General features: G+C 36.2%; 19 protein-coding genes. 10 read left to right on the top strand and 9 right to left on the bottom strand.

The features are described 5' to 3' along the window. Positions 1-8 precede the first annotated feature (8 nt). The 3 genes from STA7437_RS22455 to STA7437_RS22445 are packed head-to-tail and all read left to right on the top strand — an operon-like array spanning position 9 to position 915. Complete coding sequence (locus STA7437_RS22455) at positions 9-221, top strand: hypothetical protein (RefSeq protein ID WP_015211930.1); 213 nt, start codon at positions 9-11, stop codon at positions 219-221. Between the two features lie 30 nt (positions 222-251). Next, complete coding sequence (locus tag STA7437_RS22450; protein ID WP_041620434.1) at positions 252-590, top strand: hypothetical protein; 339 nt, start codon at positions 252-254, stop codon at positions 588-590. A 34-nt stretch (positions 591-624) separates the two neighbouring features. Further along, positions 625-915, top strand: a complete 291-nt coding sequence (locus STA7437_RS22445; protein ID WP_015211929.1) for a type II toxin-antitoxin system TacA family antitoxin — start codon at positions 625-627, stop codon at positions 913-915. Between the two features lie 166 nt (positions 916-1,081). On the opposite strand, the gene tnpA is transcribed toward STA7437_RS22445, so the two are convergent. Then, positions 1,082-1,489: an IS200/IS605 family transposase gene (gene tnpA, locus STA7437_RS22440; protein ID WP_015211928.1), complete on the bottom strand. Its 408-nt coding sequence runs from the start codon at positions 1,487-1,489 to the stop codon at positions 1,082-1,084. Between the two features lie 31 nt (positions 1,490-1,520). Here tnpA and STA7437_RS22435 point away from each other — a divergent pair, with 31 nt between their 5' ends. The 6 genes from STA7437_RS22435 (at position 1,521) to STA7437_RS22410 (ending at position 8,465) form a co-directional block, all read left to right on the top strand. Next, the gene (locus STA7437_RS22435) at positions 1,521-2,687 is read left to right on the top strand and encodes an RNA-guided endonuclease InsQ/TnpB family protein (protein WP_015211927.1); all 1,167 of its coding nucleotides are present in this window, start codon (positions 1,521-1,523) and stop codon (positions 2,685-2,687) included. A gap of 94 nt (positions 2,688-2,781) precedes the next feature. Next, positions 2,782-3,876, top strand: a complete 1,095-nt coding sequence (locus STA7437_RS22430; protein WP_015194993.1) for a tyrosine-type recombinase/integrase — start codon at positions 2,782-2,784, stop codon at positions 3,874-3,876. Further along, on the top strand, positions 3,877-5,550 hold the full coding sequence (locus STA7437_RS22425) for a tyrosine-type recombinase/integrase (RefSeq protein ID WP_015194568.1): 1,674 nt from the start codon (positions 3,877-3,879) through the stop codon (positions 5,548-5,550). After that, positions 5,550-6,386 (top strand): DUF6262 family protein, encoded by an 837-nt coding sequence (locus STA7437_RS22420; RefSeq protein WP_015194567.1) that lies wholly within the window; start codon positions 5,550-5,552, stop codon positions 6,384-6,386. The genes STA7437_RS22425 and STA7437_RS22420 overlap by 1 nt, the downstream gene beginning before the upstream one ends. After that, the gene (gene dnaB, locus STA7437_RS22415; protein WP_015194566.1) at positions 6,379-7,692 is read left to right on the top strand and encodes a replicative DNA helicase; all 1,314 of its coding nucleotides are present in this window, start codon (positions 6,379-6,381) and stop codon (positions 7,690-7,692) included. The genes STA7437_RS22420 and dnaB overlap by 8 nt, the downstream gene beginning before the upstream one ends. A 254-nt stretch (positions 7,693-7,946) precedes the next feature. After that, positions 7,947-8,465, top strand: a complete 519-nt coding sequence (locus tag STA7437_RS22410) for a GNAT family protein (RefSeq protein ID WP_015211926.1) — start codon at positions 7,947-7,949, stop codon at positions 8,463-8,465. A gap of 4 nt (positions 8,466-8,469) precedes the next feature. On the opposite strand, the gene dnaN is transcribed toward STA7437_RS22410, so the two are convergent. From dnaN to STA7437_RS22380, 6 genes are all read right to left on the bottom strand, one after another. Next, positions 8,470-9,858, bottom strand: coding sequence for a DNA polymerase III subunit beta (gene dnaN, locus STA7437_RS22405; protein ID WP_015211925.1), 1,389 nt, complete (start codon positions 9,856-9,858; stop codon positions 8,470-8,472). A gap of 440 nt (positions 9,859-10,298) precedes the next feature. Further along, positions 10,299-11,726 carry an ATP-dependent DNA helicase gene (locus STA7437_RS22400; RefSeq protein WP_015211924.1) on the bottom strand — a complete coding sequence of 476 codons (1,428 nt, stop codon included), beginning with the start codon at positions 11,724-11,726 and terminating at the stop codon, positions 10,299-10,301. A gap of 71 nt (positions 11,727-11,797) precedes the next feature. Then, on the bottom strand, positions 11,798-12,961 hold the full coding sequence (locus STA7437_RS22395; RefSeq protein WP_015211923.1) for a hypothetical protein: 1,164 nt from the start codon (positions 12,959-12,961) through the stop codon (positions 11,798-11,800). Positions 12,962-13,071: 110 nt separating this feature from the next. Next, positions 13,072-13,416: an XRE family transcriptional regulator gene (locus STA7437_RS22390; protein ID WP_015211922.1), complete on the bottom strand. Its 345-nt coding sequence runs from the start codon at positions 13,414-13,416 to the stop codon at positions 13,072-13,074. After that, complete coding sequence (locus STA7437_RS22385) at positions 13,413-13,772, bottom strand: type II toxin-antitoxin system RelE/ParE family toxin (protein ID WP_015211921.1); 360 nt, start codon at positions 13,770-13,772, stop codon at positions 13,413-13,415. Before STA7437_RS22385 ends, STA7437_RS22390 begins: the two co-directional genes overlap by 4 nt. A gap of 52 nt (positions 13,773-13,824) precedes the next feature. Beyond that, complete coding sequence (locus tag STA7437_RS22380; RefSeq protein ID WP_015211920.1) at positions 13,825-14,475, bottom strand: uracil-DNA glycosylase; 651 nt, start codon at positions 14,473-14,475, stop codon at positions 13,825-13,827. Between the two features lie 520 nt (positions 14,476-14,995). Between STA7437_RS22380 and STA7437_RS22375 the strand changes: the two genes are divergently transcribed. Beyond that, a complete protein-coding gene (locus tag STA7437_RS22375) occupies positions 14,996-15,187 on the top strand; it encodes a hypothetical protein (protein WP_041620432.1) in 192 nt (63 codons plus the stop codon). 7 nt (positions 15,188-15,194) lie between these two features. Here the strand turns inward: STA7437_RS22375 and STA7437_RS26690 are convergent, their stop codons facing one another. After that, positions 15,195-15,350 carry a hypothetical protein gene (locus tag STA7437_RS26690; RefSeq protein WP_171815485.1) on the bottom strand — a complete coding sequence of 52 codons (156 nt, stop codon included), beginning with the start codon at positions 15,348-15,350 and terminating at the stop codon, positions 15,195-15,197. Between the two features lie 196 nt (positions 15,351-15,546). Beyond that, complete coding sequence (locus STA7437_RS22370; protein ID WP_015211919.1) at positions 15,547-16,083, bottom strand: hypothetical protein; 537 nt, start codon at positions 16,081-16,083, stop codon at positions 15,547-15,549. Positions 16,084-16,085: the final 2 nt, after the last annotated feature.

Here is a 16,085-nt window from a genome sequence, read left to right as displayed (position 1 = left end):
GTTGAGGGATGTTTTCGGAAAGACAACGCATATCCAATCGACCTGTTGAGTGCAATCCCGTTAGGGAAGAAATTTTTCCACTTTTTTTATTGCAGATCGAAAAATTGGAATCACAATTGCAAGAAAAAGAACGGCAATTAGAGCAGAAAAAACAAAAACTGGAAGAATTTAAAAACTTTTCCGTATTACTTTTAACCAATCGTTTGTTACCAGCAGGATAGCCTCTCAATGGTACGGAAGAAAGCCCGGCTATGAGAATTTTGGGAGAACCCAAAACTTTAACCGAATTAGAAGCCAACTATCGAGAGCTAATCAAGCGCGAACATCCAGATGCTCCCCTTTTCCATCAGAAGAGGCAATCGAGCGATTTGCTTACGCGCGCACCGCGAAGCGGATCTCTTCGAGATCGCTTTACTCGGATCGCCAGGGAGTATTGGCAGCAGTTAAAGCCTACGGCTGTGATTGCTCCAACAGAGTTGAATCCCCAGCTTTGTCTGTTTGCATTACTCCATCTCAAGAGATTGTTACTGATTTTTCTCAAGCCAACTTTTATTCTACTCAAGATAATACGTCAAAATGCCGTACAATAAAAATAATAAATAACTTATTTACGTTTTGCTTGGTATGGCTAAGTCAACAAACAAATCTTCAGCTAGATTAGAAGCCCGTGTCTCGCCAGAGGTAAAAGCATTGTGGCAAAAAGCAGCCGATTTAGAGGGACGGACTCTAACCGACTTTGTGATTGCTAGCGTACAAGAGGCAGCATTTGAAGTTATTCAACGCCATCAAACACTAAAACTAAATCGTGAAGACAGCGAAGCTTTTGTCGCAGCTTTGCTCGAACCACCGCAGCTATCAGAAGCTTTAAAAATAGCAGCTCTTCGTTACAAGAAGCAATGCGACTCTGCGGATTAAAAATCCGAATCGCGAACGCGCATTACGACAAAAAATACAACTTTCTCGCGAGTGTCCCTACCCTCAACGAAGTAGGGTAGGGAACGGGGCTTATAAAGGGCTGAAGTGAATTCAGCCCACAGCCCCTCGGAATAGCGAACTAATTCGACGGCTCGATGCCCGAGAATTAGTCTAAGGGAGTATCTTGTTCATCGATATACTTCCTCAGTCTTTCTATCGTTACGCCACCACAGGAAGCGACATAGTACGAGCCAGACCAAAATACAGGTTTGGAATAGGTTTTCGAGACTTCAGTTTCAAATTCTTTTCTAATTATTCTACTAGATGCGCTTTTGAGACTAGCTACCAGTTGAGAGATATTGTTGTCGGGGTGAAGATCGATTAAAAGATGCACGTGATCTGATTCTCCATCGAACTGAAGCATCAAGCTTTTTTTCTTCTTGCAGATGTTTTGAAACACTTCAGTCATTCGAGCAATCATCGCAGAAGTAATTACCTTACGACGATATTTAGTCACTAGAACTAAGTGCAAATGAATTGAATAAACCGAATGCGAACCCTTGTTAGGTCTCATGTTATACTAGCTACAGGTCAGTTGGGTAACTATGTTAACACGGCGCATTACATTTAGGCTTTATCCTTCTACTGCTCAAGAACAAAAAATGTTCTGGGCAAGAAGAATGCACGCCTACTTGTATAATGCAGCAGTAGCTAACCGCAAAACTCAATATCAAAAATTTGCTCATTCAGTAGATTACTTTGAGCAACAGGCATCATTACCAGGCTTCAAAGAAACTTGGATTGAGTACAAAGAGTTAAATGCTGGTTCTTTGCAAGCGACATTAAAGCGTGTCGATTTTGCTTTTGTTAGATTCTTTCAAGGATTAGCTAAATATCCTAAGTTTAAGCCATTTAAAGCTTATTCTGGATGGACATACCCTGATGCTCGTCAAGGTTTTAAAGTTCATAGCAGTGGCAAAAATGGTTATCTAGAATTAAGAGACTTGGGTATCATTATTCAAATGAGAGGACAAGCTCGTATTTGGGGTCAACCTACTACTTGTACGATTGTCTACCGCAATAGCAGATGGTATGCCAGCGTTACAGTTAAATGCTTGCCAACTAGAGAAACAGCAAAAGGTAGTATTGGAATAGATTTTGGTTGTAAAACGGCTGTTGCTATGAGCAACGGCATTCTGGTTGAACCATCAAAATTTTTGACTAATACCCAAAATCAAATAAACCGATTATCTAAGCAACTAAGGAGAAAACGTAAGCCCGAAAAGAAAAAGTGTAAAGCCTCTAGCAGATGGAAAAAAATACAGGCTAAAATTTCTCGACTTAAGAAAAGAGTAGCCAATCGCCGTAAAAACTGGGTACATCAAGTGGCAGTAGATATTGTTCGGAGTAATTCCCTCATTGTCACAGAGAAACTTAAAATCAAAAACATGACTAGAAAAGCGTCCTCTGGTAGCAAAAGAAAAAGACAGAAGACTGGTCTTAATCGTTCTATGCTTGATGTCGGAATAGGTATGCTTAGAGATGCCATCGCTTATAAAGTCAAAGAAGCTGGTGGAGTATTTCTCGAAGCTCCTACTCAAAGTTTAAAACCAACACAGCGATGCGTTAAATGTTGGGAATTAACCAAAAAAAGCTTAAGTGATAGACTTCACGTTTGTTCTAATCAAAGTTGTCGGCACACTGAAGATCGAGATATTAACGCAGCCCAAGTATGTTTAGCTTGGGCAAGGGGGCAGGTTATACAACATTAATTTAATATATTAAACAACAACAACAAAGGCAAGATAATTGCCTTTTTTAACGTTTTGTGTAAATATAAATCTTGATAATTACACAAAGCATATAATGAGAGTTCAGAAGGTCAATATTCGAGGTCAAACCAGTTGGGTTTTACTTAGTGATGACTATCTTCCTATCGAACCAGTCACAGATTATCTGCAACACCTGATGGCGTTAGGCAAAGCACCAAACACGCTGAAGAACTACGCCCACCACTTGAAATTATTCTTTGAGTACTTGGAAGCTTACAGTCTCGACTGGACACAATGTTGGGAGAAAGAGTTAGCGGAATTTATGCTCTGGCTACAATTACCCGATTCTATTCCTGGTGTTCCTTCTATTGCCCCACAAACGGCAAAAAGGACGGAAAAGACAGTCAATATCATGATGAGTGTGATTTATCAGTTTTACGAGTTTCACGCCCGAAATCAGAGGATAGAAAGCCGAGAACTGTATCAAACTAGCTACCCAGTCCAGAGAAGGTATAAGTCACTTCTCTATGAGATGAAGAAAGATAAGAGGGTAAAAACTAAGAGATTAAAAGTCAAAGAACCTAGAACTTTTCCTGGGTGTTTAACTAAAGAAGAAGTCCAAACTTTAGTTGATAATTGTGCCAATCTTCGGGACAAGTTTTTAATTGTACTTCTCTATCACTCAGGTATGAGAATTGGGGAAGCTTTGGGGTTACGCCATAGTGATATTCACAGTGAAATGGGATTGAATGAAATCCATGTAATTCCCCGTGATGATAATCTCAATGATGCCAGAGTCAAAGATGGTGAAACAAGAATTATTAGCGTACCAAGACAAACAATTCAAGCTTATGAAAATTACGTTTTAGATGATGATTTTCCTGATGTAGATTCTGATTATGTCTTTATCAATATGTGGCGTAATGAAATCGGTTCGCCCATGAGATATTCTACTGCTCAAAGTTTATTTAGAAGGTTGAGTGAAAAAACAGGAATTGAAGCCACAGCACATTTATTAAGACATACCCACGCTACAGAATTAATTAGAGCAGGAATGGATTTAATTTATGTTCAAGAACGCTTAGGTCATGCCAGTATCCAAACCACAATTGATACTTATGTGCATTTGTTAAACAAAGACCAAAAAGCTGCTTACAAACAGTATTTAGCTAAGTGCGAGGAAGATTAAATGCAAAAAATATCGATATCAAAGTCTAAAGACAAAGAAATAGTTTGTCCTAGATGTTGCAGTATAAAAGTAAAAACTTGGGCAAAATCGAAAGCAAGACAACAATATAAATGTGATGATTGTGGTCGTTTCTTCTATAAAAATCCAAAATTACAGTCTGCTAAAGATATATTACCTTCGGATATTACTCCCAAAGAAATGCGAATATATGATATATGGGACTTAAGAGTTTTTGGGAAAGAAGCAACTACTGGAGGTTTATATACAGCTAATTTCTCAATGATTAATCCTGAATGGTTTAAAAAAACTGTGAAAGATTATATCTGGTATAATTCTTCGCAATATAGCACCAGCGAGCTTTTAAGAAAATTAACAGAGTTTAGACGTTTTTCACGATATTTAACCGAAAAAAGAGCGACAGTAAAACCGCAGGATATAGATAGATTATTAGTGATTGAAGCAATTAATTATGCTTCTCAAGACTTAAAAGTATCTAAATCATTATCTATCTTTATCACTACATTAAAGTATTTTTTTGAATTTTGTAATTCTAACAATCTCATAGAGATTAGCAGTAAACAATTAATTTTTGAATCTGATTATCCTAAAGCTGAAAGAAAAATAATTAAAGAAATTCCTTCTGATGTCATTAAACAGATACGTCAACATCTTGATTCTCTTCCAAAACCAATAAAAATAGCAATTAGTATTCTTATTGAAACGGGAATGAGAATATCAGAAGTATGTAGTTTAAAGCTAAATTGTATTAGCCAAGATTCAGATGGAGATTGGTGGGTTAGTTTATATAGAATAAAGCTTAAAAAAGAAGACAGATTATTTATTAGTAAAGAATTAGCTCAAAGTATTTTACAACAGCAAGAGTTTATTAAAAATAACTTAGGAAGAGATTTTAGCTATTTGTTTTGCAGCACAGAAGGTAGTGGATGGTTTGCATCCTATACTAATACCCCAAAAAGAAGGGCAAGTGTAAAAAGAGAACTTTCTCATTTTATTCCTGTTAAAAAACTTATCAAACAACCTTTAATAAGAGGATATCTTCATCAATTGGCTCACGAACATAACATTACTGATATTTCTGGTGAAATATATCCTGTTTGGAAGTGCCACAGATTTCGTCATACTCATCTAACAGATTTAGCTAGAAAAGGTATGGGCATCGCTCACATTATGCAGCGTGGCGGTCATGCTTCTCCTTCGATGTCTATGCACTATATTCACCTGACTAATGACGACCAGAAAAAGAAAATGAAAGAAGTGTGGGACAATACCCACTTCAACATGGAAGGTGAAATAGTAGCACCTGTTAATCCTGATTTAGACACAGCAGAAATGCAATGGATAAAGAAAGGAATGGGAGTACAAACTACAGATAATGGTTACTGTACTTTACTCTGGACACAGACTTGTCCCCATCAAGATTTACCTTGTAAAAGCTGTGGTAGTTGGGTAACAACTTTAGACTTCTTAGATAGCCATAAACAGGAATTAAAAGAGACAGAAAAAATTATCGAAAATGCTCGTCAAAAAGGCTATCAAAGACAGATAGAAAAGAACGTTCCCAGAGCGGAAAGACTCAAGAGAATTATCTCTGGAATGGAAAAACACAAAACCATGAGAGGTCTTGGTCATAATGAATGGGAGGAGAAAGAATAATGTCTCGCCCTAGTAACAACTCTAAAGGCAATCCAGAGCTATTAGTCAAAGCAGCAGCAGCTAAGAAAAAAGATGCAGAAGAAAGACTGGAAAAAGCGATTCAACAAGTCTTAGATTCTGGAGAAACTATTACTTTTAACGCCATAGCAGAAGCAGCAGGATTATCTGTTAGCTACCTCTATAAATATCCTGAGATTAAAAATCGTCTTGCCGAACTACGCAACCAACAAAAAGCAGCTATTGGAGGAATAGTAAATAAAACTCCTCAGTTTCAACCAGCTACAGACAAGTCTAAAGCGGTAATTATTAGTAAATTACGACAAGAAAATCGTCGGTTACGTAATGAAAACGAAGACTTGAAAAAACATATTGAAATAGCTCAAGGTAAAGTTATCGAACTGCGTCAAGTAGAAGCAGAAAATAATCGCCTAAAGGCAAGAATAAAAGAGTTAGAACAATCTTTAACTAATGCCAAAGTCACGCCAATTAATCAGAAAAAACAGAGTGATATTAGCTCCAATATTCTGACTCAATTACAAGTGGTAGGAGTTAAGTTAAATCCTACCCTGACTAAGACTATTCATACAGCTTCAGATGAAATAGTATTAGATGCGATTGAAGCTTTAAAAGACCAACTTACTAAACAAGATATTCCTAATGCTGGTGGTTGGTTGAATAAGGCAATTCAAGAAGGTTGGACTAAATCTGAAACTATTCATCAACAACCAAATCAACCCGAACAAAAGATAGTTAAGGCTGGCGACAAACCACAAAAAGAACAAGTTAGTTTGACTCAACTTAAGAAACTAAGCAGTATTTTTAACAAAGATGAATGATAATCATTTACCTCCCACTAACATTGAAGCTGAAGAAGCTATCTTAGGAGGAATATTACTCGACCCAAAGGCAATTACCATTGTTGCTGATATTCTACCAGTAGAAGCTTTTTCTATTTCTACTCATCAACAGATATACAAAGCAGCACTCTTGTTACATCACAAAGATAAGCAAGTAGATTTGATGACTGTTTCTACTTGGCTATCAGACCATAAATTACTGGAAAAAGTTGGAGGTACAACTAAATTAGCACAACTGTTAAATCGTACTGTATCAGCCGTTAATATTGACCGCTACAGTCTCTTGGTTTTAGATAAGTATCAGCGTCGTCGTTTAATTGCTGCTGGTCATGAAATAGTCGATTTAGGATACGATACAGCAATAGAATTAGAAACAGTCTTTGACTTCGCTGAATCCAAGCTCTTCGCTCTAACTACTGATAAGAAAGATAAGTTTACTACTGAACCAATTAATGACTGTCTAGCTGATATCTTCAATGAATTAGAACAAGGTTCATTACCTCTTTTTTCTACTGGTTTAACCGACTTGGATTCTTTAATTGGTGGTTTAACTAAACAGGATTTAATTATTGTTGCAGCACGTCCGAGTATGGGGAAGTCTTGGTTTGCTTGTTACCTGGCTAATCACATTGCTATTAAAGAGAAAAAGCCAGTAGTCTTCTTTTCTGCTGAAATGTCCAGAAAACAGTTGACTAAGAGATTTCTAGCGATGCACACGGGCATTGACTCTCAAAGATTAATGAACAATGTCATCTATGAAGATGAGATGGATTCTTTAGTTAATGGTTTGAGTAATTTAGCTGAATTACCCATCGAGATTAATGACACTCCAGCCGAACAATTAACCCCTGCTAAAATTCGTTCTGAGTTGAGGAAAATCCAATCGAAAAGAGGAGAACTAGGATTAGTTGTACTGGACTACATTCAGAAACTAGGAGACAGAGCAGCAGGGAATAGAGCGCAAGTTATCGGCAAATATAGTGGGGCTTGTAAGGATATTGCCAAACAGTTTAACGTACCATTTGTTGTCTTAGCTCAAATTAACCGAGGTGTTGAATCTCAAAGTAATAAGCGTCCTGCTATGGCTTCCTTGAAAGACAGTGGAGATATTGAACAAGACGGCGATCTTCTTTTAATGCTTTATCGAGATGAATATTACAAGTCGGACACTGAGGATAATGGAGTGATGGAAGTAATTGTAGGGAAGAATCGCAATGGTGCTACTGGGACTTGTAAGGTTTTATTCGACCCATCAGTCGGAGCTTTTTGTGACTATACAAGCTAGAATGGTTAGCGTTATATAATTTGACTAACTACTCTAGCTTTGCATAAAATATTCACAACACTAAAGCTTATAATCAGCAAGCTTTATAGGCGTTATGGGTGTGATAAGGCAGGAACTGTCCTCTCTAGACGTAGATGGGTCTAGCTCTACTGAAAATCCCAAAGTTAAACACTGCGGAGGTTTTCAGCAACTGACTCAGTTGAAACGTCAGAAACTCATGGCTCAACGAAGTAGACATGAGTAGTTCATAGTCAATGGTATTACAGATTGAACCTTTTGATTGCAAGCAACACAATCGTTCAAAATTTAGTTGTGGAGTAGAAAGTCTAGATCGCTATATACGCTCTCAAGCCAATCAAGACTTGAAAAAAAAGATTGCAACGGTATTTGTTTTAATCGATGCTCCCGATACTAATATCATGGCATACTACACTCTCTCTTCCTATACCGTCGAAATAACAGAAATAGATAATTCCTTAGCCAAACGTTTGCCACGCTATCCCCTTCTACCTGCTACTTTGTTGGGTCGTCTGGCAGTAGATAATAGATATCGAGGTCAGCATTTAGAAGAATTAATATTGGTTGATGCTCTCAAAAAATCGTTAGAAGCAACAGAAAAAGTAGCTTCTCTTGCAGTGATTGCCGAAGCTATAGATGAAAAAGCAGTCTATTTCTATCGTAAATACGGTTTTCGTTCCTTTGTAAATAGTCCGATGAAACTCTATTTTCCCATGCAATCGATTCGAGAATTATGTCAGAGTTTAAATATTTAGTAGCTTACTCCACCAATAAAGGTGCGATAATATGTTCTACTTTGACTGGGATAGTTGATGACTCGTAAGTACCGTAAGCTTCTATCAAACAGGGACTTTGACTATCTAGCAACTTCAGGCAAACCTCATCAGATTCAATCGTGCTGACGATATCGATCAGATTTTTGATATTAAAATGAATTGATGCTGCTTCTCCCGACATGACAATCGAATGACTTTCTCGACCTTTACCGATGCCACTACGCTGCACCTTGAAATTTGCCCGCTCATCAGCTAAAGATATATGCAGTATTTTATTTTTACCTTCGCTAAGTACTGCCAATCTCTGTAAACTTTGAAGTAAAGTAAGTCTATTAAATACAGCTATTTTGTCATTTTTATCGACCATTTCCCTTACTGCTGAAAGGTCGGGATAATCACCCTGCATGACAAGGGCAACAATGCGCTTATCGTCCCAAGCGAACATTATCGCAGCACTTTTTGCTTGAGATTCTTCAGAAGATTCCAATTCATCGTAGTAAACTCTAATTTGCTGTTCGGATGAAGTGGCAGTCAAATTGTTTTTCAGTTCTTTGAGTACCTTAGCAGATAGAGTAAAACTAGTATCAGTAGTCAGTTTCACTTTATTCATAGGTTGAAGGGAAGTGGTAAAAGTCAGTCTGCTGCTATCGGTAGAAATGGTGTCAATTCTAGCCAAGTTCTTGGCATCAACAGTAAACTTAAACCGAACTCCAGTTAGCATTTTGTTATCCTGTTTGGTGGCAACGCTAATTAAGGCACTGGATATCTGTTTGAGCAAGATACTAGCAGGAATGGTCAGCAACCTGCTGGTGACTTGAGGTAGTGTGGGAAATTCATCACCCAGACAAGCTTCTAACTCGAATTGGGCATCCTCGTTATCGGGGGCTAAAATAAGTTGGCAAGAGTCCCCCTGCCAATTTGAATCCTTTTCTTTTGTGACTTCCGTTACTATTGCTGTAAGTTTAATTTGACCTTGGGGAAACTTTTTAATCAGCTTATCTAAAACTTCTAAAGAGACGGTTAATCGACCAGCTTGACTGACTTTGGCTTTAATTTTGGTATTCATCCCGAAGTCGAGACTGTTAGTAGTTAATTCCAAAGTATTACTCTCTGAATCGGCAACTAAAGATACATGATGGAGTAGAGGATGGTGGGGATTTTGAGGTACGCCTTTTCTAACATAGGTTAGTGCAGTTTCCAAGTCTGTGCGAGCGCAAGATAATTCTATTTCGGTTCTAGTCGATTCACTACTTTCGGATCTAGCTGGCTCGGTTTTGCTGGCTTTAGTTGTAGAGTTTGTCGTTTTTTTTCTAGAACTTATTGTAGAGGTTGTTCTACGTTTTCTTTCTTTAGTAATGATAGTTTCGGTCATAATTTTTATTAGTCGATCTTATTGCTAATAAGGCGATAGCGTTAAAGTTAAAATAGACAAAGGTACTTAAATCTATCCAACTCTTCCTAAAGGATTAACCTTTAGTGGTTGAACGCCACAACTCACTATCTCCTCGACAGTAAATGCCTCTGGGGAATACATTCTAATGATGTTCAAACTGCCATTAATGTCTGAGTTAATAACCTGACCATTGGCAGTTTTGAATAGACCGCGTTTTACTCTACGTCACGCTGAGAATGAAAACATAATGAATATCAAATCTTTTACTAATTCGTTTTCATAACTTTTGGGTAAAGATTCTTTGACCCATTCAATCTCTACTCCATGACTTTTAAAGAATACTAGTTGGGCATATTATTTATGGGTTTTATTTTACTTGTATCACATGTATTAGAGAATATTCAGCAATGTTTAAAAAGTTAAGTAAACAACAATTTATTCTGCATTCTCGAACTTCCTACATACCATAGACGATGATATTCCTTGAGCTTTTTTTGTTCCGATTCATCACCGACATACAAGCGTTTGATTAAATCTTTACTATCAATTACCCCCTGCTCAAAGGTACTACCTTGAGAATTGTGTACTGTAAGAGAGTAACAGTTATCAACTCCAGCAAATATTTTATCTCTAAACTGATAGTATCTATGCCAAAAAAAAGGTTTTTCCTTAGCAAGATTTAGTTTAGCTTCTAAGTCAATTTGAAATCTTTTTTGTTCCGATTCGTGTAAAACATATATTTGTTCGATCGATTTACCATCACTAATTTTCAAACGATAAGCCCGATAGTTAAAGTATTTGGTTTCAACTGCATCGAGAACAATAAATTCAGTAGAAGTAGAAATTGTAATAACTTTACCTTCTGGATTAAAGATAGCTTTTTTAGCAATCAAGCGTTCGCCAATAGTATAGCGAGGGCTATCTACGCCATAAATTTCTTGACGAATAATTTGATTGTAATAGTTAACTTGCTTATTGGTATAGCAGAGGATTCTAAAACAATCAGGGTCACGCTCAAAGTTAGCTTGAATTTGTTTTAAAGCATAGTTAATTAATGTTTTTCTGCTAACTTTAAACGCACCGTTAGTCTTATCGCCAAAATTAAAACAAGATTGGGGATAAAATATTTGCGATTTGAATTTAATTGCAGCTCTAGTAGCAGTAACAAAATCCAGTAGGGGACTATCTCCAGTCTGTCTGACTACTTCTTTCATTACTATTTTATTCTTGATTTTAAAAGTAGGAGACAAACCTTCACCGACTGGGTATAGTTGTGCGGGGTCGCCCATGAGGATTAATTTACGATTAGATAGTAAAAGATTGCGGTCAAAAAATTGGTCGGTAATCGAATTCCACAACTTTTTTCCCACCATCGAACATTCGTCGAGAAATACCAGATCGTAGAAAAATACTTTGTTGGGAGTAATTTGTTCTAGACTGCGCTTACCTAGATTATCCACGATAGATAAACCCAGCAACTGGTGAATAGTAAAACAATCTACTGCAAGACCTTGTTTGATGGCGATATTTCTGATTACTTCTACTGCTTTATTAGTAGGAGCAGTAAGAGCAACTCTTTTACCCAAGCGGATTAATTCTTTGATGACGGCAAAAACAATGGTAGATTTACCCGTACCTGCATAACCAGCTAAGAGAAAAAAATGGTCGGGAGAATGAATAAACTGCCATAGTTTAGTTATTGCTTTTTGTTGACTTGCTGTTAGGTCGAGTTCAAAAGATGAAATTAGAGATTGTAATCGCTCTTGAAGTTGAAAACTTAAGTTATTTGATTTTAGATTGTCGAGGTTGGATACAGTAGGTACTTCAGTTAAATTAATATTATGCATACGCTTTTAGTGCTAAGAAATAATTTTCGATCTAAAAGCGTTAGCCAAATATTATTTTTTAGATATGATTTTTAAGGTGGTTTTTCTAAGTCTAGACGAGCGATTATTTCTAAATCTTGCAAACGTCTCGATATCTTTTTGTGACGAAATTTTTCAACAGAATATTGCCATCTTTTTTCTAAAAAATGACGTTTTTCTTCTCTACGACAATCTTTTAAATTACTCAATCTTCCTACAATCTGTTTTAACAGTTTGAGCCATGCTTGTGCTAACTTTTTAGTTCTAAAGCCAATATAAGCTTTTAATAATTCTCGCTCGCTACTAATTTCGTAAGCTACGCGATCTGAAAGTTTTACTAAGCTTACCAGAGAAATAGCAAGTGCCTTCATTTCCAAGTACGAAAGACTAATTTTTTCGCCATCATCCCACTGAAGTAAAAAGCTAGATTGATAAAAATCGATATCGCTAATATGTCCAAATACAAATTGATTATCGACAGTTTGTTTGAGTATTTTCGTACTTATTTTTAGTCCGTATAAACCTACTTTTTCAGCTTGAGTTTGCAAAAACTGACTAAATGATATCTGCCAAGCAGCATCTAATTCATCTGGATTAAAAGGGCGATCTAGATTTTGTAACCATTTTTGTTTTTGTTGTTGCTCGATCGTCGGTGTTAAATTATTGAGTAAGAGACAATTGAATTCCAATAATAGCCAAATCTCAGCTTTGTATTTGAGTTCATGTTGAGTTAGCGGCAAATTTTCAAGAGGAGTTACTGTTGCAGGTTCGATAAAGTGGACAAATACTTGACCTGGAAAATAATCTAATTGAAATTGATAGGTTTCTTTTGTATCTATATTTTGAATTATGATTAGGCGATCGCTGTTATTTTCAACTAAAAACTTTTGTCGGTAATCAAATTTAATTTGCTCTCCATTTTCTAAAAGAACTGTGGTACCAGGAGGCATAGATACGATAGTTTCCTGGGGTAATAATTGTTCGACAATTTTAATTTTTAATACTCTTATTTCGTCTTCGGTGTAGGCAAATGGTTCATTTTTATCCCAGTTAATAGTAATCGGTCTATAACTATCAGAGTTGATATTTGTAACTATGCCGTAATGGTTGCGCTGGCGGGCGATCGCATTGAGAGAAAATTCTGCTATTGATTCAGGTTTAGTAATAATTGGATAGATAACTTTTTCTACAATTTTCATCACTAATAAAAAAGCCATTTTCTACTGAGTAAAAAATGGCAAAGACCATGTTCTGATTATGATGAGTTTGACAATTCATCCAACTAAAAGGGCGTTAGCTTATGAATAGAAAAAGTTTGAATCTATTTTTAATTAGAAGGAGAATTACTTGAAGAAGAATTGGTAAAATCAAAATTGGTAATCTTGACTTCACCATCAGGAAAACGAGCTACTATATCTAACTGACCTCCCATAGCCTCAATAATTTGACGTAGGTGAGAAACATACATATCAGTACGTTGTTCGAGACGAGAAATCGCTGGTTGTTTGACGTTAAGCTTTGAAGCTAATTCTGATTGAGAGAGTTGGAAAGCTTGACGCAATTCGTTTAAAGCCATTTCCGTTTTCAATTTTGATGCTCTATTAGCTATTTCTGCTCTGCGTTCGGCAGTAAATTCAGCCGTTAGTTTATTGAAAGAGTGATGTCCGCTCATATTAAACCCTCCCGTTTAATTTCTTCTAAATAAATGTCGTAAAGTTTATCTGCTATTGGAATAAAACTTTCATAGAAACGATTATCTCCAGTCTTGTCACCACCGATTAGTAAAATTGCAGTACGTCTGGGGTCAAACATATAGAAAATTCTAATTGGGTTTCCTTGAGATTGAATTCGTAGCTCTCGCATCCCCGAATGCCGAGAACCATTAATTTTAGAAGAATAAGGAAACCCCAAACTAACTCCTCTTTCTTCTAAAAGCATTATTACAACAGCAACATCATTTTGTTGGCTAACGGTTAAATCCGACCACCATTGACCAAATTCATCGGTATATTCAATATTTATTGCCATAGCTTTATTATTACATCGATGTAATAATAAATGTAAAAGGAAGCGATAATTTTTAACTGCGATGACTGTTTAAAGCAGAAATTCTTTCTAACTTAAGCTTAACGGCTATCAAATCCTGCCAAGTCTGCCATTTAGGACTGTCTTTTTGAAGAGAAGGATTGCGTAATAGATAAGCAGGGTGAAAGATAGGTATAACAGAAATACCTTCCCAATCGAGCCATTTACCACGTAATGAAGTGATACTTTCTCTTTTACCTGTCAATCCAGCTACGGCAGTTGCTCCAGCACAGATAATTATTTTCGGTTCGATCAGTCTGAGTTCATCGATTAAGTAGGGTTTACAAGCTTTAATCTCTTCTGCACTGGGTTTGCGGTTATCTGGAGGACGGCAACGAACTACATTAGTAAAGTAAACATTAGAATCGAGTTGTACCGCTTGAAGCATTTTTAATAAAAATTTACCCGAATCACCAACAAAAGGTTGTCCTACCTTATCTTCTAGTTTGCCTGGAGCTTCACCAATAACTGCCAGATCGGGTCTAATCTTGCCTCTTCCAATTACTACTCGTTTGCGTTGTTGACTTAAAGGACAGCGATCGCATTTTAGACAGACTCGATTTAGTTTTTCTAAGGAAGAATAAAAAGTTAATTTTTGAGTTGATTTTTCTGACTGTAATTCAAACAATTGAGTTTGTTTAATCATATAAAACCATTAATATTTTAAAATTTATAGCTTTTTGCAGTTACTATAAATCGTTAGGTTTTTATATAATTTTGTTTAATATTTTTTTAAATAAAATGATTTTTATACTAGTTATTAATAAGTAATAAAAAGTTTTGAATAATATTTAAATATATATTTAAATAGGTATATTTTTACAAAAACTAATTTTAAAATAATTATTTTTTGCTTATAGCGAAAAATAAAAAAAATAATTATTCTTTAAAAAGAGGTATTTTAAATCCAAAATGGAGAATTATTAATTCTTAATTATTAATTGGTAATTATCATTTTTTCAACAACTAGAAGACTGGCAAGAATTCGTCCGTCAAGAGATCACAGAAAAGCTATAATCGGCATAAGTAAAATTACTACATATCGGGAGCACTTTTATTGTCAAGATTTAATGACTATGCGAACTGCGATCGCTCATTGAAAAGATGAATAATGAGAAAGCACCAGTTGAAGAGATACTACAAATTTTGAGAGAGAGAAAAAAGTAATGGATTTAAAATATGTAGGGATTAAAATGAATCTTCAGGTAGTCAAGACAGAAATAGACGAGCTACTGAATTATATAGAATCCAATCAAGAGCGGGAAGACAGCGGATTTATCGACATAGAGAGCTATTCGCGACTGGCAGAGATTTCAACCCATGTTCTTCAGAGCGATTGTAAGACATTAAAAGAGTAAATCTCATTCAAGCTAGTAGGTTGGGTAGAACGTAGTGAAACCCAACATAATACCAATGAGTCGATAAAGTCAAAATATCTACGACAGCAGAAACCGCTTGATTGCAGAAGGGATGATGTTGGGTTGCGCTTGGCTTCACCAAACCTAGGCGAACGGCGATCACGCTCCGACTCCTGTCTTCTCTGAGTTGGGTTTGGGGGTTTGTTGACCTACAGTACCAGCATTATTTATGGTGGGCAAGCCCTATCTAATTCAAATCCTTTCTCGATCTTGGTAATTTGCCCACCCTACGATGCGATCGTACTACAGGAGAGCGATCGTGCTTTTTTAAAAGTTTGTTATCCAAATATCCAAATATTTTACTCATATTGGATATCTTCCCATTCTCCATATATGTCTTTATGCCAACCTAAGCTAATCCAATTTCCGTGGCCATTAGAATGCTTCTTATAAACAAATTCAATAATGCTTTCTCCAGTATCAAGACGAATACGTTCTTTATTTATAGAATCAAAAAGAAATAGCGTAAGACTTACTGAAAAAATTTCTTGAGTTTTGTCATTTTCTTTGCTTCCAATCATATCACCACCCATTACACCAGACCAGGTTATTGAAGGCAAAAGAAATTTTTTGTTATTGGTTTCAATTGAACTATCGATAATGTTTGATTTCCCTTCGTATAAGTTCTCTCCATCTTTCCAAATCCATATTCCAAATGAAGGAGAAAATGGATTATTAATATCCATATTTATTTCTTCATCTTTTTCAAAACTTTGTCCAATGAATTTCTGAAAATCACTTAACAAAGAATATACAATTTTCAACCATATTTCTTTCTTGTATATCTGGTCTGTTTGACCTGCATTCCACAATTTCTGCTCAAGATCGTAATCCATTG

This window comes from Stanieria cyanosphaera PCC 7437, assembly GCF_000317575.1.
GTDB lineage: Bacteria > Cyanobacteriota > Cyanobacteriia > Cyanobacteriales > Xenococcaceae > Stanieria > Stanieria cyanosphaera.
The sequence above is the reverse complement of the archived record's forward strand: the minus strand, read 5'-3'. Positions and strand labels throughout refer to the sequence as shown.